The sequence below is a fragment of the Arsukibacterium sp. UBA5043 genome, assembly GCA_002415085.1.
Lineage (GTDB): Bacteria > Pseudomonadota > Gammaproteobacteria > Enterobacterales > Alteromonadaceae > Alishewanella.
In genome coordinates this window covers 444,532-462,010 of the sequence record DIBV01000017.1, presented here as the reverse complement: position 1 = coordinate 462,010, position 17,479 = coordinate 444,532, and the positions used below count along the sequence as shown (strand labels likewise).

Here is a 17,479-nt window from a genome sequence, read left to right as displayed (position 1 = left end):
GAAATTTGCATGTTTCTCCGTCAAACGGTTCAAGCTCTTAACTGCCGAACAGGCAGCTTAGAAATGGCAGGGCCGGCCGCGCAAGTTTAACGATATCTTAACTGCCGAACAGGCAGCTTAGAAATATATAGTTAGTGGCGTTTGACGCGCCAGCAGCTTAACTGCCGAACAGGCAGCTTAGAAACGGTGGGTCGGGCTGGTCTGCACCTGTACCGACTTAACTGCCGAACAGGCAGCTTAGAAAAGCAGCAGTAGTCTTTATGGCTATCGGAATTCCTTAACTGCCGAACAGGCAGCTTAGAAAATCGTTTAATAGCGGGCTGCCGCCCATTTCGCCTTAACTGCCGAACAGGCAGCTTAGAAATTTGAAAAAATTAATGGCCTAGTTCGCTGCCTCTTAACTGCCGAACAGGCAGCTTAGAAATACAGGGACGTAAATTGTTGATGTGCATCTTACTTAACTGCCGAACAGGCAGCTTAGAAAAATGATTCGCAACCAACGCGAAATTATTCGTTCTTAACTGCCGAACAGGCAGCTTAGAAACATACCGCAGCGCTGTTATGGCTTTCAATCCAGTTCACCGAAAAAGGGGGCGGCGTCAATAATCCCCGTCCCTTTGCAAAACACTGAAATACAGAAGGTTAATCTAACGTTTTTAATTCCCCCCTTTTTTCGGTAATAGGCTGCTACTTCCATTTATATCCGGTGTAATAAAAATAAATTATCTAAGTATCATTCAACAACAGCTTTAAGCCGCGCAAAGGTTAGCATGCTTTCATCTGCTATTAGCACAGGGAAGTCCGGGTTTTTGGCAATTAAGTGGTATTGGCCATTCGCGTCTTTCTTTACATCGCGCAGTAGATACTGGTTATCACCACTTTCGTCCTGTCTCTCTATCGCGACCGTGCAATTCTGCAATGAACCGGCGCTCTCCGGGCTTATCAGCTCGAGCAATAACAACTGGCCGTCGAGTATCGGGTGTTTACCACCGTTCATAGAATTGCCGCTGGCGCGCGCCAGGAAGTGCTTATCAGGGTTAAGGGTGCCAAAACCAGCAGGCGCATTAACGTATTCTACGTTGCTGTCATCACCTGTTGTAAAGTGGCCGCAGGCGATTTTGATATTGGGGAAATAACGTAATTGCAGCGGGTTGATATTCACTGCGTCAGGGGAAACTGCTGCCGTAAAGGCATCATTCGCAGCCTTAACCTTGGTTGGCGCAAGCTGTGCAGTCGTTACCTGCGTGCTACCGGTAATAACAAACTCGTCTTTACTTAGCCAGAGTTTAGCGCCGTTGGCTTGTGCAACAGAGTAAGCCCAGTCACTTACTGCGCGTGATTTTTCTGCATCACAATAAAAGTAGGCTGCCAGTTCTGTACTTAACACTTTTTCGAACTTATGCAGGTTTTGTTCTTGCCAGTTGTCCCGGTGTTGCTGCGCCGCAAGATAATCGCGCTTGCTGTTGTTGCAGTTGTTATGGGTAGCAACAAAGTTATGGCCTAAATCGGTAGAGTAGCGGGCAAAGGGAATAAAGTGATCAACCTCTGCACTGATGGCATCTTTCAAAGGTTTGTTGCAATAAAAACACAAGCCGCGTTGTATTTCTATTAGCACCGGTCGGGCTTTGTTAAGTGCGTTTCTGTCGACCCCAAACAAAAATTCGTGCAGCTGGCTTTGTGCCCCCAGCAGTTTCTGGTTGTCTTTGATACTTTGTATTTTCTGTAGCCAAGCATTTTTAGCCAGGTATACCACCAGATCGTAAAAGCGACGAAAGGAGTAGGCGATGCCTGGATTAAGTTTAATAAATTTACCGTTGTCTTGATGCGGATATAAAAAACACTCAGGCTGTTTTGCCAAAACTTGCAGCCGCCATAACGGGCCGTCTTTAAGCGTTGCCAGGGTAGCGCGATAAATTGGTTGCCAATATATGCTTTGTTTTAGCTGGCGAATATTGCGGATGTTGTTTTGCTGGCACTTGTACAATACGCTGATGACTTTGGATTGCCTGCCTGCGTTTTGTTTAAGTAGTGCCGCATCGCCATCGCTGCCAGCGGCAAATGGCATAGCGTGGTGCCAGTACAGCAGAATAAATTTGTCTACCAGTGCATCCAATGTGATTACCAGCTCGCTGTCGGGTTGCTGCAGCGGGTGTTCTACACAAATATCCGCAATAGCATGCAGCAAGGCAAACTTATAGGTGGCAACGAACTCACCCTCGTTCAACATGCGCTGAATGTAGCCAATAAAATCCAGTTGTTGCTGCATACCCGCCATATTTAGCTACCGTTCCTGAATAACAGGGCATTAAGCCAGGTTTCGTGGTTACGATCAGGGCGTTTATCCTGCGTAAGCCACATCTTGTTCAGCGTCAGCCCGTTTACATCGTTTATTAAGGCGGTAAGCCGGGCTTCATTCATATCAGTAAAATGCCTGCCATGGTCTTGGCGCTCGGTATCACCATATTTAAACGAAGCGTAAAGCACGCCTTTTGGCTTTAATGCTTGCTGTAATAAGCCAAACACTGCGGCCAAGTTATTATTGGCAACATGCAGCAAGCTAGCGCAGCACCATATGCCATCGTATTTTTCGTGCTCGTTTAACTGTTCAAAACGCTGAACCGCAACTGCTTGTTGCAGGCGTGAGCTGGCAAGGCGGGCCAGTTCTGCACTGGCGTCAAAGGCGCTAACCGTAAAACCTTGTTGTTTAAAATAAACTGCATCACGGCCGCTACCACAGCCGGCATCGAGAATATGACTCGCTGCGTTAAGCCGTGGCAGAAACTCGGCATACAAGGCTGTCATGTCTATATCATCAGTTGCAGCAGCAAAGTCAGGGGCGTTTTCGTTGTAGTAATTTATTGTTTCTAATGACATTTATTTGGCCATAATTCCGCAACAAGCGCTTTGATACTACCTATGTTCTGTGTGATTTAAAAGCGTTTAGAGGATTGGATCGAGTGGTCAGGTTTTTTTGCCTGTCTCAGAAAATCAACTAGGTCGTTTTCGTTTCTATTTTTAAGCTTAATAAGATTCAAATACCCTAATTGAAACGCTGATCAACAAATATTTATAGCTTTTATCAAAGAGATATCACATTCTTTTATGGATAATCGGTCAACTTTCACAGTACTATTCCCTTAAACCGGAAAAGCTTAACATATTCATTAAAACTACTTTTTATGATTCTAAAAGACAAAACTCAAACCAGTTCGGCATCCATCAAACTCGATGCTGGCATTAAGCAAGAGCATGACGTAGCGTTTTACCTGCGCCGTGCCTATAAGAACAGCCAGCAGGTAATGGTGCTCAATGACTTACGCATTGAGCATGATGGCGAAAGCGCGCAGATAGACCATCTTATTGCATATACCTATGGCTTTATCGTGGTGGAGTCTAAAAGTATTCGCGGCGAAGTGAATGTAAATGAGTATGGCGAGTGGACCCGCAGCTACAAAGGGCAGTTGAGTGGCATGCCATCTCCCATTAAGCAGGCTGAGTTGCAGTTAAAACTACTGAAACAGCATGTCTGTGCGAATACTGAAAAATTGGTGGGTAAATTTTTTGGCATACAGCAAGGTTTGGCTATGCGTTGCTACGACGTGTTTTGTGCCATTTCCAGTGATGCCATTATTGACCGTTCCAAAGCGCCAAAAGACATTGCGGACAAACTGGTTAAGTCCGAGTTTGTTACCGAAGCGCTGGACAAAAAGATGAACTTTAAAAAGTTCTACAACGTTGTTGGCAAGATATATGATACCCGGCCAAATTTTAGTAACGAGGAACTGCAGCATATCTGCCAGTTTTTACTGGGTAACACCTCACAATTTGAAACCGAGAGTGTGAACGAAACGGCAGCAGCCTGGCCGGCTCCAACGCAGATGATGCCGGTGGCGGATACTGCGCCTGTTACACCACCTGTAGTAACCAATAAATCAGTATCATCGGCAGTTAAAGCACAGATAAAGCCGGCTGCTATGGGTGCCATTGCTGCACAGTGCAAGCACTGCGGTGATTGCAGCGCACTAAACCCGCAATCAGGGCGTTTTGGCTACTATGTGCAATGCGGCAGCTGCGGTGGCAATACGCCGCTAAAGCGGCCATGCCCAGCATGCAATAGCCAGAATACTAAAGTCAGCAGAGCAAGATCGGTTTACAGCCTTATCTGCACTAATTGTTCGACGCCGACTAAATTTAATCTTAACAGCAACTAACTCAGTGGCAGCCCCTATGCAATATCAACTCTGCGCCACCAACGCTCTTACCAAATGGCTTAAAGCCGACTTATCGCGTTTACCTGCAGAGCCAGGCAAGCAGGTGGGTGTTAATAGTATTACAAGCACGAGTGAACAAATGTGCTGGCAGTTGCATATTATAGAAAATAGCTATGGCTCGTGGCATAAAACCATTATTGCTACCGAAGCCAACAGCCGTTTTACCGTGTTTATGCCGGTTAATTTACTGATAACGCCAGAGCAATTAAGCAAACGCCTGCAAATGGAATGGCAGTATGTGTTAGCGGAGACGCTGCAACAGCATAGTGATATGCCTCGCAGTGACATAGCGTTGCTGCTGAGTAACCTGAGTGACATTAATTTTGAAGCTGAGTGGGTTAAAAATACCGACCTTAGCGTTAATGGCCATATCGGTGATGCCGGCTTATGGGTAACCCAGATGCTGGCTGACAAACGGCGGGCTGAGTTATCACCTGAACTGGCGCTGGAATTAGCCATTTACCTTAATACTCAACCCAAACGGGTAAATAAAGCCAAAGATAAGATTATTCCGGCGGTAAAACTACTGGCGTATTGCAATGTTTTAATTGAGACAAGCCAGGCAACCACGCAAGATGGGAAGTCCAAAGAGCAGCTGCAATCTAGTCAAAGTAATGTGGTTTATTTAAAAGATTTTAAGCACTGAAAATCTTCAGCAGAACGTCTGGTGTAGAGTGAGAGTGGTTATGCAAAAGCTGGTACCGTGAGTGAGTAAACCCACGGTATCAAGCCTGTTTCTAAAACGAGTGTTGTTTACCGTCTTATCTGAGAAGAACGAAGGGGTATCAATCTGGGTTGCGACACCCATGCTGCGCTGAATTTTTATCTAGCAAACAGCCAAACCACATTTTGCCCAAACTGCCTCTGACTCAATCACATCAACAAACTTTTGTGCAGTAAACCCGTCGGGATAAAGCGTATTACGTTTTGGTTGCAACTGCTCAAGACTGCATAGCATATGCAGTTCATCACGCATTACTACTTCGAGAGTCTCCCTGGAGACGACTCGATACCCATCTAACAGTTGACCGTCAAATTCAATGCAGGTATCAACTACCCAACAGTGCAACTTGTAGTCATCGCCACTAATACCTAATTGCTGCTTAAGGCTATCATCGGTCAATAACATGGTTGGGAATTTAGCGCTCTTGCGCTGTAATTGCCATGAAGCTTTGCGAAGCGTTGTATTTTTGTGTAACCATATTTCAGCTGCCGAGCTTCTTACATAACCTGTTTTCACTTCCAGCATTAAAGCTGCGCCATCTTTGTGACAGATTAAGTCTATTTCACCTACATCATCCTCTACTGTTTTAGCTGGTTGATAGCCAACCACAACGTTAAAGCCAAGTTCACGTAAGCTTTCAGCGAGGTATTCTTCAGCATTCTGAGTTTCAGTTTTAAGCTCCGGGCGACGGCTATTAAGTCGCCGTAAATTGTTAACTGCCGCATTGAAGTGATTGCTATTTGCCATTAGCCAGGGAAGCTCCAAGAAGAAATTGCCTAGTTGCAGAAAGGGCTTTTCATGCAGCCTTGCTATCGGTTTTCTGCTGGAGTCTTTCAGTTCATCTGACATGGACTTTAAATTTTGGCTCCAAAATGAGATAGCGGCTTGCGCTTTTGCTTCACGGCTATCGCTTGTTTGCTCGCTGAGGTACCAATCCTTCATACGATAAGTTTTTGCTTTTAAATCTGACCAGGTAAACGGCAGACGATTCTCGCCATCAACAAAGCCTTGCATCATTAAATCTCTTAACGCTACCAGTAGCGGTGTGCCAGCAACTACCCTATTGTGAAGCGGGCTAACATATTCCTTTGCAAACATAGCTGAGTGTAATTCGTTAGTTAACATCAGCTCGAACAAAGGTATATCAGTGTTTTCAGTTAGCGCAACGGTGTTACCAATACCATATAGCGCTTTCAACTGAAGACAACTGCGCATTGCTTTGGTTACTGCAGTCAAATTGGCATCCTGGTATTCTTTTGAGCCAATCTGGGATTTTGCCATTTCTGAGTTTAAAAATTGCTCAACACCACGATTGAGCCAGTAATGCCATAATAAAGTACTTTTTTGCCATGTTTGATTCCACCTGATGCTCCCTGAGTCATCTTCGTTAAACAAAATGCTTTTATTTTCTCCATACTGATACCGACATTTTTCGTCGTAACAAAACCAATCGATAGACCCTTCATAGTCAATGAGTTCTTGCGTGTTCCAGAATAACTCAGCAACCAATTGCAAGTTCTTAGCGCATTGGGTGGATGCGTGTTGCGGATATGGCTCAGGCATAAGTAGCGGCATTAAGTGCTGCCTAATACTTTGGGCTATTTTGCTTTCACTTGTCACCTTCAATGTCTCAGCCTTGGTCGTTACAAGTTTCATTTGCAGGAGGCGATCATAAACCCTGCTAAAATCAGCGTTTTTACCCGCACGCATACTGTCAAAATATTTTTGCCAGGCCAGAATGCTGAGGTAGCAGAAAAAATCAGTCACAGTCATAAACCTGAGCTTTTTCTCCAGAGTATGAATGGCCGCTTTGTAAGGCTCTAACTGAACTAACAATCTGTCGCACACTGCAAAAAACTCGAGCCAGTCTTCAGTGGCATACTTTGCGCGTAGGTGTTTATAAACAATAGAGTCTGGATTTTCAAACAGTCGGGAGTAACGAATGGCCCAGCGCATTAACTCTGGGTTGCGTGTAATCACCAGGTCAATAAAGCTCAATGGAATGGCTTGGTCAAATTGCAGCAATTGGTTTAATGCAAATCTTAAAAGTGATGATTCCGGCTTGTCGGATAAATTTTTCCAAAAATTTGCAGTAGTTAAGCCAACAGCGCGGTCTTGTTTGGAGAGAGCAGATGCTGACGGTGAACCGTTTAGATAAACGTGTAATACCGCATCTAAAGGCTCTGGCTCGTGCTTACTAAGTGCATTCTGAAACGTTTTTTCATAGTAAGCACGGCAACGGGATACTTTCTGCGCTTCATCTTCATTCATTTTTGAGCAATCTGTCCATAGAATTCATTTTTCCAATTAGTGGACAGTAGCAATAAGCCATGTAGCTGCGCAAGGAGGCTATTAATAAATGTTTATTCTTTTGTAACGCCAGACATTTACTGTACGTATTCGGATCTGGCCTTCCCAATTTTTCCATTGAAGCAACGTTTCATTCCAGCGCTTATTTACCCAGTATAGAAAATCAGGTATAAGTTTATTAACTGATTCTCTTTTCAAAAGAATCAGTAGCTTCAGGGAAGTAAGCAGCGTTTTGGTTTGTACAAACCAAAACGGATAAAACTATAGGGATATTGCATGCAAGTCTATGACATAACTGATGTGTGGATGGCACTTAAGCTGGCCGGGAAAAATGTATTTTGGGGCTTAATTGTTATTCTGCCGTTGTGCTATATCTTTGAACGTCTTCATATACTCCCATACCTTGCGGCTATTCTGTTTGCTCAGAGTATTTTGATTTACATTGCCAATAGCCGGTATGTAATTGACCCGGTTAAGCAGGTTTTTATCTTCCCGCGTAGTGATATGGAAAATAGTGTGTTTTCGATAATTACCCTGCAGCCATATTGGAACTTAATGCGCCGGAAGACAGTGCCCCTTTCTGATATTGAGAATATTTACCTTGATACCAAGCGTTGGTCAACTTCTGAAAGTGTGGTTACCGGGAATGATGCTAAAGGAAGAACAAAATTCAAAAAGGTAAATAAAAAGCATGTTTTGTTTCGCCTGAACGTTACCGGCTCTTTTGGCTCGGCCAATTTGCCATTCCTCAGCCGCCAAAAGCGCGATGAGGTGCGTAATGCCTTAGAGCAGTCCATTAAAAAAGCGTCGGGGAGACGAGTAGACAGCAAGGTTGCTGAACTCGCATAGTGCAGAGTTGTAATTAGGGATATCTATGAAAATAATTCGGTTTTTCTTATTCCTGGCCCTTTTCTCGGGTTCAGGTTTTGTATTGCTGCCACTGGCCTACGATTCTGCCTCATTTTTCATTCACCAGCACACCAGTGAAGCCATTGTTCGAATGCATATGCGCTTTATTCCAGATGAAAAATATAATGAAGAGTTGAGTGCTGCTATCGATGAGGATGACATAGATTTAGCTAACCAAATTTATGAAATTGGCACAGAACAAAGCGTGACGTTTGATGAGGTATTGTTAAAGACGCTGGAGGATAAGAATTCGTTGTGGTCCACACTTAGCAGAAACAGCGGGCAAGCATGGCAAGGTGCTACCACTGGTGACGTTACATCCGGTGCCGGGTTCGCGGGAGCAATAGCATCAGACTTTAGCGGTATTAGTGACTTTCGGGATTTAGCAAATGAACTGGATGCCTACCCTGATTATGACTCCTTTACTGTTGGTCTATCGTTGGTAGGTATTACGGCAACGGTATTAACTATTTCATCAGTGACTAACGTTGGGGCTTCGGCAGTACCAGGTATAACAGCGAGGGTAGGTACGACTAGCCTGAAAGTTATTCGAACTTCAGGCAAATTATCAAAAAAACTGGAAAAGGTTTTTACAGGCCACACTGACAAGATCATCAACAAACAGGCGATTGATGCGTTGTCTCAGAAGATCAAAACTATTGATTTAAAAACGACAGATACCAAACAGCTAAATGAACTATCAACACTTGCAAAAAACTCGGTAAATCTGAAAGCGGTTAAACCGCTAACCGGGGCATTAAATGACATCAGGCTGATAAGAGGTAATTCAGGTTTTGTTGGCTTATCCAGGGGCTTATCAGTAGCAGATGACCTTACTGATTTATCGAGATTATCTAAGTTATCTGCAGTAACTAAGGCTAAATTTGCTGGCGTGGTGAAGTTAGCGCCAAAACTGGCAAAACCGATTTATAAGGTTTTGCGGGTGTTGTTTGAAGCAATAGCGTTTCTGTTTGGTGCTCTGGTTTGGTTGGTAAGTGGATTATGGTACCTGGTTAAAATTGTCAGGCTTATGATTGCTAGAGTATTGAAATTATTTAGACGCAGCGGCAGTTCAAACCTCAGCAAAAGTGAAGGTAATTTGCCAGTTCGGGTCGAAGATGGCGAGCAAAAGTTGGGTAAGTAAAGCTTTTGGTAAATCGCTTGCTATAAATACTTAAGATTTGTGGACTTCCCCCAATCTCAAAGATACTCAGTTACCTCGTGAGATGCGTTCTTGCCTCATAATCTGCGTGTGACAACTGCACTAAATGACTGTGTCTCTGCTCCTTAAGACTGATTAATTCGAGGCTCCAAATGAATGATGGCAAGTTTTTAAAGAAAATCTTCACTAATGGCAATTCTTCCAGCTTTGTTGTTGAGGCATTTGTAAAAAATTGGGAGGGTGGCTGGATCGAGCATATCCGGCTGCCAGAGCAGCAGAGCTATCTATTTAACACCACAAGTCAGGATGAATTTTTCAGCCTTTTTGTCATTGACTCAGATATGGCATCATTAAGTTTAATTAAATCTGTTGTAGGTCAGCTTAAAAGTACTAATAGTTTTGAAGTTATTGCCCTAGCTGAGAACTCACTTACCTCTGAACAACGTGAAATCTTAACGGAAATTGATAAAAATCTCGTAAACTCAAATGTTAAGGTTGTTTGTCAGGACTCGTTAAGCAGTATCCTTGAATGTTACGCTCATCTCCTATGCGGTTTCTCTTATACCTGCCTCGACTTCGATGACATTCATGAATGGCTTCATGCAGGAACCAACTTTATGTCTGCCGGTAGCTATATAGACGCATCTGTTAAAAACGAATTGCCTTACATGTTGTATTTGCAGCTTACTGAGCTTAAAGATCGATCTGAAAAACTAGATCTTGAAATTGCTGCTATTAATGTTGTTTTTATAGGCGAATCTCTTTCTCTAGACTTGTTTACAGCATCATTGGCCATGATATCGGGAAATTTTGACCCTAACTCAAACCTTTCGGTTCACAGCAATATTCATGACGCACACCAAAACGGAAAAGTGGGTTTCAGAATATTTGCATCTTTGAGAAAGAAAATGTCGATCCCAATTGATCAGAATGGACTACCTGCTTTTCTAACTGCGTAATTTCCGCTATCTGCTCAAAATTGCCTGTTACTTATTTAGCAATCGGCATCTCATTCCAGTTAATGGTGTGGCGAGTAAGTCCCTTTTTCATACTCCAGCCTTATTTGTTGCCTTGGTTGGTAACCGGAATGGCGTTGATATTTAGTGTTTAGTTATCCGTAAGTAGCGCTAGTATTTGGGTTGATACTTGCCAGGCTCAAGACTGCCGGACCGGGAATCGAACAAGCAGGTATAACAGACTCTGCAGCGTGTTTTCATTCTCTGTGGTGTTATGTGTGGTGCGAAAGTTTTGCTGGTTACAAATATTTTCGAATAATGGGTCAGTTTCGAATGCCAGTGACTAAAGAAGGTTAGTCGCGCTCTGCTCTAGGACGAACACCGATTCTGGTTTTATGTGAACACCTGTACTGATTTAATGTGAACGCTACCCAGGAGCACAGCTTCTTCATGCTACACCCCATTTAGGCCGCCTTATATAACGCGTTTAAAAAAACGGGCGCTTAATTGAAAGCCGCCTGGCGCCAATAGTTTGCTTACTACGGATAAGCGCGGATCGGTATTGCCTTTTTCTATGTCACGCAACGTTTTATCAGATACCCGGGTGAAGGCTGCGTACCGTGTTTGGGTCATGCCATAAAGTTCAGTTCTTATGCGTCGAATAGCTTCCCCAATTGATAAACTATTATCAGCAACAGCGCTTTCAATTTCCTCTATTATCCTTTTACGCTCTGCGATTGATAAATTAGTCATGGCATATCCCCAATAACGTTAACTTGTTTGCTATGTCGAAAAAGCCAATAGATGGAAAATCAAGTATTTCTGGTGGACATTGATAGCTCTGCAGCAACTGAGGAACACGAAGCGAAGGCTGAGCCAACGTGTTTAAAAATGCCATTAGCTCAACAGAAGGGCAAAAATGCTCCAGTTCCTTCGCCACTTTATCAAACCGGACAACGCCTCCTTGTTCACAACCGTTTTCCCACTTAAACAATCTGGTGACGATTTCCGGAGCAGCTTTCATGGGGGCAAAATCATAAATTGGTGCGAAGCGAATGTCGCCATCAGTTTTTAAAAAAGAAATATTGCGACCATGGTTGTCAGAGTTGCCAAAAACGACGTTCAATAAATCTCTGGCAACATATTGTTTGGCGAAGTCAGCAGCTGTCATTTGCGTGGTGTTTTTAATTCTTTGCCACACTTTGTCCATCACGATGAAGTGATTTTGATAACTTCCGGGTCCAGCATTTATTATCGAATAGATACTCTCCATACCTAGTCGGCTGGCAAATGAGTTTTCAATCACAACATCAAAGCGGGGCAACCACAAACTTACTTGCCCTTCATGTTCTAATATTTTCAGCCTGCTAGCATCAATGGTTTCAATGCCTGATCCAATTAAAATCTCGCTTAGCACCTTATAAAAAACCCCTTCAGCCCTCAAGATTTGGTTGTCTCGTGGCGTGCGTTGGTTTCTGGCAAATTTAGTTAAATAAGGCGTAGCGTTCAGCTTTTTGCCAGCAAAGTCGGCATCTATGAATACCTTATCCGCTTCTACCATAAGCAGTAATTTTGGTGCCACACCACCCGCACCAGTAGCACCCCCGGCGGCAGCACCATGCTCATTCGCATACTCGAGAAAGTCATGCTGCAACTCAATAACTTGCTGTATTGAGAATCGAGTTTTCGAATCAACTTGCAGGCGATTAGCTGCCTCTTTTATCCGCAGGTTGCCAACGGGAGCCATGCAAGCATGCGTGAGCAAAGCATAGTTTTGCTCAAACTCTCCGTTTCTACTCATATCAAGATGTTTTAACCACCAATCACGCGCCTTACCGACCGGCAATAGGTCGTCTAATAGCGCTGGCCAGTTAGCATACTCTGCCGGAATGATGCTTACAGGAGCATTCACAGTGCATGCCCAGCAATCTATGACGTCATATTGTGTTACTTCGTTGATATACTCAGGTAAATAACCCAAGGTAACATTGCTGCTCATCTCATTAGCAACGAAACTAATCTCAGCAGCATCCCGCCATTGGCCTTGATTAAATAGTTGTAGCGTAATGGTTCTCACCAATGCTCCGGTAGTTTATTACTGATATAGCCTTACATTAGCTTATATTCCGGAAGTATACTACCGCTAAGTGGTGTAAAATGTTGGAATAGGGGTAAGTAAACTACCGATACTGTGGTTATCAATAAATAAACCCATGCGATGCTGCAGCTTGAACAGGAGTATGGCATGATTTATTTTGGCATTTTCGCTCCTGAGCACCCATTTTGACACCACAGCTTTTGTGACTTCAGGTCTGTGGTGTCATCTGTGGTGCTAAAAAGCGGAGATTGCTTTAAACCGCATAAGACCTGCTAAGACCGAAAATCATTGCTAATGCTTGATATTGAGGGGGTTTTTCAGGGGTTTCAGACCGTATAAGACCGTGTTGAACTGTCTTTTGGCTGCCCCAGCAGGAATCGAACCTGCAACTGCCCCTTAGGAGGGGGCCGTTATATCCATTTAACTATAGGGCAAATGTGCGGCAATTAACGCGCGAAAGTTTAACAGAATTATTGAGTTAAGTGAATGACAAAACGGATTGCTATTCACTCGTTTATTTCAGGCTTTTTTATAAACCGGAACTGTTGATGCTTATCAGATCACCGATTTGCAAGTGGCTTACCAGGGTAGGGGTGCTGGCACTGGCCCAGGCATTGTCGCTGCTGATGTCGGTAATTTTTAAGGTTACCGGGCTTTTATGCAGTTTTTCAAGGCCATCTTTGCCAGCAAAACGTTGGATTTGGGTCACGGTGACATCGTCGCCCAGCTTTAAACCCTGTCGGGCACCTTTATTGATTGCAACCTGATGTTGTTCTACATGACTTATCTGAGCCAGCAAGCCCTGGCAGTGCGTGTATTGCTGAATATCTTTGGCGACGGCTTTTAATACCGTATCAATTTTCTGGCCGTACGGCTGCAACCAAAACTGCTTACTATGGCTGCCCGCTACCGGCAACTCGCTGTTCCACTCTGCCTGAGTGCGATATTGTTGCTGGTATACCAGCTGATTATCAAATAAATCATACAAGGCAACATCGAGTGCAAAAAAGCGCTCGAAGCTATCGTCCTGCCAAAAACGGTTGGTACGCTTGCCCAATGATAAATCAGTAATGTTGGTTACCAATACAAACTGTTGGCCGTCGGCAAACAATTGACGGTTACTGTTGTCGGTCATTAATTCAGGTTTCAAACTATAATCTAATGCAGTGACAAGCAATGCCGGAGAATAATCTTGTAAGTGACGTGATAACTGCGCAGTAGCGTTTTTATCCAGTTCAAATAACTGACCGTAAATAGCATCGCGGCGGGCGCCAAGTTCAACCTGTGCCAGCAGTAACGGCTTTTTTTGAGTGCTGCCTTTGCAGAGTTGCTGTTGCGGCAATATTTCGGCCTGCAGGGTAACGGTAACAAATTCGCTGCCATAATTTTCACTGAGCAGGCGGATCTCCCGGATCTCTGAGTTGCTGTCCAGCGTGAGCTGATGTTGTTGCATCACACCTGCAACCAATTGTTGCTGGCTCGATACCCTGACACCGGCAAACAATGCAGCACGCTCCAGTGCATCGCTGATAGCGGCCTGCTTGGCTTTAGCGACATCACCTTGTTCTATCGCAGCCTGGCCGGTCATCTCAAACCAGTTGGCAGACAATGGGCTGCAAAGTAGCAAACTGCAGCAGGCGCTGACTAATAATGGTAATTTCATAACCCGCCAAAAATACGTTGATAAAACTTTCATGTAACAGCTTAAAGCAAAAACTATACCAGCAAAAACTTTGCCTTACTTTAATGATGATGAATGATTTGGTTGACCCCTGACTGAAATTTATGAAGATGGCGCAAATTTTGCTTGTTGACATGGATTAAGTACTTCTTCAAGTGCTTTAACATTATACGCCGCTAAACCATGATGACGGATGCCAAATGATGAAATTAAAGGTTATAACTTTTTCTGCGCTATTCCTTGTTGGCTGCAGTCAGATTTTCGATAAACATATCGAGTATGTGCCGGTTAAACCTGCTGCATTTCCGCTACTACATGCGGTGGGAATGGCACCCATTTCATTGCAGCCGGGAGAATCAGAGAGTCAGAAAATATTGCTGGCCATGCGAGCTTCAAAGCTAGAGGCTTATCGTGAACTGGCTGAGCAAGTGTACGGCCAAAGAATTGACAGCAACAATAGCATGCAATCGATGGTGGCAGGCAATGACCAATTTGCTACTTCAGTACAGGGTGTGATTCGTGGCGCGAGAGTGCTAAAAACCTATGCCGTGGATGATGCTTATATTACTGAACTTGAGCTTGATTTTGAGCAGGTTTATCACTTATACCAAAATGTTTATCCGCGTCAGACTATAAAAAGTATTCATTATTATTGATGAGTTAAAGATTTAGTAGCAGGACTGTGGGGAGCAGGCTCAGGCCTTTATGCCTCTGCCAATGTTATCAACGGTTGGCTTGCCTTTATTAGTGTAGGTTAAGCCTGACTTTCCTCTGGCTGATAATAACTCAGTTTTCAGTCGCTGCAGGGTAAGCTGGCTTTGCTCCAGCGTTATCTGATTAACGTCATTTTGCTGTTTACAACTTGCCAGACTATCTTCCAATTGGCTGATTTGCTGTTTGAACCAGGATTCTTCACGCGCGGCCTGCAACCATTCGTTGGCAGCAATGCTGGCGTCAGTACTTTGAATTTCAGTTAGCGTTTGCTGCTTCTCTAGGGTTAGCGTATTTAGCGCTTCAATATCACGGGAGGCAAGGGCGGCAAGTTCTTGCCGCAATAGCAAAAGCAGCGCGTCCAGTTGCGCTTGCTGCTGCTGTAACAAGGTATTCAGAGGTTCAAATTGGCTATTCATTATTTATTAAACAAGTCACCTTCAAATTGCATAATTCGCCGGGCAAGCTGTTCAACATTTACTTTGTATTTGCCCTCGGCAATAGCCTGCTTAATTTTATCAACCTTTTCCTGATCGACTCCACTTGCCGCATTGGCCTTTTCCTGCAATTTAGTAAATTGCTTGGCCTGTGGCGTAATAGAGACCGAGTCCTGGCGCTGGGCAGCACCTTGCTGGGTTGCCTGCTGCGTCGCATTTTGTTGCACAGTGGCCTGCTGACGCTGCGCACCTTGATCCACTTTGTCGTTCTTTACCTGAGAAGTATTCTGCAGGTTATTGATATTTATAGCCATGATAGAACCTCTTTACCTTAAACCAGTTCCCTATGTTCAGGTTAACGGCTGAGCTTTAAAAAACTTTAATTTATTTTTTAAAATTTCACTCTGACCTGATTAACAGCAACCACCTCAGTCTGGATCTTCCTGCCAGACTGCTGATTCTGTACTGCTATAGTGTCACCGAGTGTACCATCCTGCTCAGCGATGCCGCTAGCTGATACACTAAGCCCACTATTATCAATCAGTATTGTAACAACATCTCCACGACAGACAAGGCAAAGATCCTGCATTGTAATCAGCTGTCCGTTATTGAGCGCTCTCTTACTGCGGGCGCCAATTATCTGACGCGGGTCGGTAACCAGGTTACCTCTGACAAAACGTCGTTCTTTATCTTCAACATGCAGCATATCGGCAGTGATGACGGTTCCTGTAGCGATATTTTGGCGCACCGTCACCGCCTCAACCATTTCTGTTATTTTTACCGGTACGTATAGCTGCCAGGGCCCGGGCTCAGTGCAACTGATATTAACCGTAACTTGCCGGGAATAACGTTGTTGTGGCCGGCTAAACTGTGGTTTTACTGCACAAATTTTATCACCGATACGGTTATCCAGTGGTACGACGGACAGTTCGATCCCACTGTCGTTGGCAATGTTAAGTTCTTGTCGAAGCCATTGCCCGGTCATTTCGGTCAGTTGCTCAGGGCTGTATTGCAGCAATTCTGGTTGCTTTGCAAAGCTCAGATTACTGATTAAAAATAATGAGATAAAAAATATCAGATAAAATTTTTCGTACTTGTTCATATGGTTTCAGCTATGCTTTACAGGCTAACAGCTATACCATTGCTGGTATAACAACGTTTAATTTCTGCCAGACACTGAATGATTAAATGATTAGTGTCTGGCACTCTACTATGGCTGCTGCTTTGTTATTGAACAAGAAGTCGCTGCAATAATAACGCCATAATGTAGACGACAGGAGTGGTAAATGGCCAGTATTTTAGATTCAGTAAATCAGCGAACTCAACTCGTCGGACAGAACCGGCTTGAGCTGTTGCTGTTTAAACTTGAAGGTAGGCAACGCTATGGCATAAACGTCTTTAAAGTCCGTGAAGTGTTGCAGTGTCCGCCATTAACCGCTATCCCTAAGCGCAACAAGTATGTAAGAGGCATAGCCCATGTAAGGGGCCAGACTATTTCCGTAATTGATCTTAGCCTGGCAACAGGGGGCAAGCCGGTTGTTAATCTTAGTACGGCTTTTATTATTATCGCCGAGTTTAATCGTTCGGTGCAGGGCTTTCTGGTCAGTTCGGTAGAGCGCATTATAAATATTAACTGGGATGCCATTATGCCGCCGCCAAAGGGCACCGGTGGCAAGCAAAGCTATCTGACAGCAATAACCGAAATTGATAAAGAATTGGTAGAAATTCTCGATGTAGAGAAAATTTTAGAGGAAATTTCGCCGTCACCAACCTCGATTAGCAGTTCGTCGGTGGATACCGCAGCAATTAATAAGGATCTGGGAGATCGGTTAATTTTAATTGCTGATGACTCCACCGTTGCTCGCAATCAGGTGAAACGAGCACTGGAAGGACTCGGCGTTAAGATGCACCTGGTGAACAATGGTCGTGAAGCCCTAACTTATCTGCAACAGGCAGCAAAAGAGTGTGTTGTATCGGTTACCGAAAAAGTAGGACTGCTGATTTCAGATATTGAAATGCCAGACATGGATGGCTATACCCTGACAGCAGAGATAAGGCTTGATCCGCAATTGAAAAACCTGCATGTTATTTTGCACACTTCATTAAGTGGGGTATTTAATCAGCAGATGGTTAAAAAAGTTGGAGCTAACGACTTTATCGCAAAATTTAATCCGGATGAACTGGCCGAGTCGGTGCAAAAATGGCTGCATGCAGAATAAG

General features: G+C 44.0%; 16 protein-coding genes, 1 tRNA gene and 1 CRISPR repeat array (1 of these 18 cut by a window edge). Of the genes, 7 read left to right on the top strand and 10 right to left on the bottom strand.

Annotated elements, in window-relative coordinates; all coding sequences use genetic code 11:
• Positions 1-544: direct repeats of the CRISPR family, unit length 28 nt; unit sequence CTTAACTGCCGAACAGGCAGCTTAGAAA; it reaches 2,124 nt to the left of the window's first position.
• A gap of 189 nt (positions 545-733) precedes the next feature.
• Together B2Q61_RS16070 and B2Q61_RS16065 are read right to left on the bottom strand one after the other, a co-directional pair.
• Positions 734-2,275: a S24 family peptidase gene (locus B2Q61_RS16070; protein ID WP_290617621.1), complete on the bottom strand. Its 1,542-nt coding sequence runs from the start codon at positions 2,273-2,275 to the stop codon at positions 734-736.
• 2 nt (positions 2,276-2,277) lie between these two features.
• Positions 2,278-2,874 carry a class I SAM-dependent methyltransferase gene (locus tag B2Q61_RS16065; protein ID WP_290617620.1) on the bottom strand — a complete coding sequence of 199 codons (597 nt, stop codon included), beginning with the start codon at positions 2,872-2,874 and terminating at the stop codon, positions 2,278-2,280.
• Positions 2,875-3,179: 305 nt separating this feature from the next.
• On the opposite strand from B2Q61_RS16065, the gene B2Q61_RS16060 reads away from it, so the two are divergent.
• A complete protein-coding gene (locus B2Q61_RS16060) occupies positions 3,180-4,211 on the top strand; it encodes a nuclease-related domain-containing protein (RefSeq protein WP_290617619.1) in 1,032 nt (343 codons plus the stop codon).
• 16 nt (positions 4,212-4,227) lie between these two features.
• Positions 4,228-4,917 carry a hypothetical protein gene (locus B2Q61_RS16055; protein ID WP_290617617.1) on the top strand — a complete coding sequence of 230 codons (690 nt, stop codon included), beginning with the start codon at positions 4,228-4,230 and terminating at the stop codon, positions 4,915-4,917.
• A gap of 180 nt (positions 4,918-5,097) precedes the next feature.
• Here the strand turns inward: B2Q61_RS16055 and B2Q61_RS16050 are convergent, their stop codons facing one another.
• Positions 5,098-7,266, bottom strand: a complete 2,169-nt coding sequence (locus B2Q61_RS16050; RefSeq protein ID WP_290617615.1) for a hypothetical protein — start codon at positions 7,264-7,266, stop codon at positions 5,098-5,100.
• A 315-nt stretch (positions 7,267-7,581) separates the two neighbouring features.
• Here B2Q61_RS16050 and B2Q61_RS16045 point away from each other — a divergent pair, with 315 nt between their 5' ends.
• The 3 genes from B2Q61_RS16045 (at position 7,582) to B2Q61_RS16035 (ending at position 10,335) form a co-directional block, all read left to right on the top strand.
• Positions 7,582-8,154, top strand: coding sequence for a hypothetical protein (locus tag B2Q61_RS16045; RefSeq protein WP_290617613.1), 573 nt, complete (start codon positions 7,582-7,584; stop codon positions 8,152-8,154).
• 82 nt (positions 8,155-8,236) lie between these two features.
• Positions 8,237-9,358, top strand: coding sequence for a hypothetical protein (locus B2Q61_RS16040; RefSeq protein WP_290621969.1), 1,122 nt, complete (start codon positions 8,237-8,239; stop codon positions 9,356-9,358).
• A 170-nt stretch (positions 9,359-9,528) separates the two neighbouring features.
• Positions 9,529-10,335, top strand: coding sequence for a hypothetical protein (locus B2Q61_RS16035; protein ID WP_290617611.1), 807 nt, complete (start codon positions 9,529-9,531; stop codon positions 10,333-10,335).
• Between the two features lie 471 nt (positions 10,336-10,806).
• Here B2Q61_RS16035 and B2Q61_RS16030 read toward each other — a convergent pair whose 3' ends face one another.
• The 4 genes from B2Q61_RS16030 to B2Q61_RS16015 form a co-directional block, all read right to left on the bottom strand.
• Entirely contained in the window at positions 10,807-11,085 is a 279-nt protein-coding gene (locus B2Q61_RS16030) for a helix-turn-helix transcriptional regulator (RefSeq protein WP_290617609.1), read from the bottom strand.
• On the bottom strand, positions 11,078-12,409 hold the full coding sequence (locus B2Q61_RS16025; protein ID WP_290617608.1) for a HipA domain-containing protein: 1,332 nt from the start codon (positions 12,407-12,409) through the stop codon (positions 11,078-11,080). The genes B2Q61_RS16030 and B2Q61_RS16025 overlap by 8 nt, the downstream gene beginning before the upstream one ends.
• Positions 12,410-12,789: 380 nt before the next feature.
• Positions 12,790-12,864: transfer RNA gene (locus tag B2Q61_RS16020), tRNA-Arg, on the bottom strand.
• 95 nt (positions 12,865-12,959) lie between these two features.
• Positions 12,960-14,093, bottom strand: a complete 1,134-nt coding sequence (locus tag B2Q61_RS16015; protein WP_290617607.1) for a flagellar assembly protein T N-terminal domain-containing protein — start codon at positions 14,091-14,093, stop codon at positions 12,960-12,962.
• Between the two features lie 218 nt (positions 14,094-14,311).
• On the opposite strand from B2Q61_RS16015, the gene B2Q61_RS16010 reads away from it, so the two are divergent.
• Positions 14,312-14,767 (top strand): LPP20 family lipoprotein, encoded by a 456-nt coding sequence (locus B2Q61_RS16010; protein WP_290617605.1) that lies wholly within the window; start codon positions 14,312-14,314, stop codon positions 14,765-14,767.
• A gap of 39 nt (positions 14,768-14,806) precedes the next feature.
• Here the strand turns inward: B2Q61_RS16010 and flgN are convergent, their stop codons facing one another.
• The 3 genes from flgN to flgA all read right to left on the bottom strand — a co-directional run bounded on the left by flgN (position 14,807) and on the right by flgA (position 16,361).
• Positions 14,807-15,241 carry a flagellar export chaperone FlgN gene (gene flgN / locus B2Q61_RS16005; RefSeq protein WP_290617604.1) on the bottom strand — a complete coding sequence of 145 codons (435 nt, stop codon included), beginning with the start codon at positions 15,239-15,241 and terminating at the stop codon, positions 14,807-14,809.
• Positions 15,241-15,573 carry a flagellar biosynthesis anti-sigma factor FlgM gene (flgM, locus tag B2Q61_RS16000; protein WP_290617602.1) on the bottom strand — a complete coding sequence of 111 codons (333 nt, stop codon included), beginning with the start codon at positions 15,571-15,573 and terminating at the stop codon, positions 15,241-15,243. Before flgM ends, flgN begins: the two co-directional genes overlap by 1 nt.
• A 77-nt stretch (positions 15,574-15,650) precedes the next feature.
• Positions 15,651-16,361: a flagellar basal body P-ring formation chaperone FlgA gene (flgA, locus tag B2Q61_RS15995; protein WP_290617600.1), complete on the bottom strand. Its 711-nt coding sequence runs from the start codon at positions 16,359-16,361 to the stop codon at positions 15,651-15,653.
• Between the two features lie 184 nt (positions 16,362-16,545).
• Between flgA and B2Q61_RS15990 the strand changes: the two genes are divergently transcribed.
• Positions 16,546-17,478, top strand: a complete 933-nt coding sequence (locus B2Q61_RS15990) for a chemotaxis protein (RefSeq protein WP_290617598.1) — start codon at positions 16,546-16,548, stop codon at positions 17,476-17,478.
• The last annotated feature ends 1 nt before the right edge of the window (position 17,479 follow it).

What these genes read in the sequence shown, in the direction of transcription:
- flgM (WP_290617602.1), bottom strand. Translation starts at nt 15,573, where the DNA reads ATGGCTATAAATATCAATAACCTGCAGAATACTTCTCAGGTAAAGAAC.
- flgN (WP_290617604.1), bottom strand. Translation starts at nt 15,241, where the DNA reads ATGAATAGCCAATTTGAACCTCTGAATACCTTGTTACAGCAGCAGCAA.
- B2Q61_RS16060 (WP_290617619.1), top strand. Translation starts at nt 3,180, where the DNA reads ATGATTCTAAAAGACAAAACTCAAACCAGTTCGGCATCCATCAAACTC.
- flgA (WP_290617600.1), bottom strand. Translation starts at nt 16,361, where the DNA reads ATGAACAAGTACGAAAAATTTTATCTGATATTTTTTATCTCATTATTT.
- B2Q61_RS16055 (WP_290617617.1), top strand. Translation starts at nt 4,228, where the DNA reads ATGCAATATCAACTCTGCGCCACCAACGCTCTTACCAAATGGCTTAAA.
- B2Q61_RS16070 (WP_290617621.1), bottom strand. Translation starts at nt 2,275, where the DNA reads ATGGCGGGTATGCAGCAACAACTGGATTTTATTGGCTACATTCAGCGC.
- B2Q61_RS15990 (WP_290617598.1), top strand. Translation starts at nt 16,546, where the DNA reads ATGGCCAGTATTTTAGATTCAGTAAATCAGCGAACTCAACTCGTCGGA.
- B2Q61_RS16045 (WP_290617613.1), top strand. Translation starts at nt 7,582, where the DNA reads ATGCAAGTCTATGACATAACTGATGTGTGGATGGCACTTAAGCTGGCC.
- B2Q61_RS16050 (WP_290617615.1), bottom strand. Translation starts at nt 7,266, where the DNA reads ATGAATGAAGATGAAGCGCAGAAAGTATCCCGTTGCCGTGCTTACTAT.
- B2Q61_RS16065 (WP_290617620.1), bottom strand. Translation starts at nt 2,874, where the DNA reads ATGTCATTAGAAACAATAAATTACTACAACGAAAACGCCCCTGACTTT.
- B2Q61_RS16010 (WP_290617605.1), top strand. Translation starts at nt 14,312, where the DNA reads ATGATGAAATTAAAGGTTATAACTTTTTCTGCGCTATTCCTTGTTGGC.
- B2Q61_RS16035 (WP_290617611.1), top strand. Translation starts at nt 9,529, where the DNA reads ATGAATGATGGCAAGTTTTTAAAGAAAATCTTCACTAATGGCAATTCT.
- B2Q61_RS16015 (WP_290617607.1), bottom strand. Translation starts at nt 14,093, where the DNA reads ATGAAATTACCATTATTAGTCAGCGCCTGCTGCAGTTTGCTACTTTGC.
- B2Q61_RS16030 (WP_290617609.1), bottom strand. Translation starts at nt 11,085, where the DNA reads ATGACTAATTTATCAATCGCAGAGCGTAAAAGGATAATAGAGGAAATT.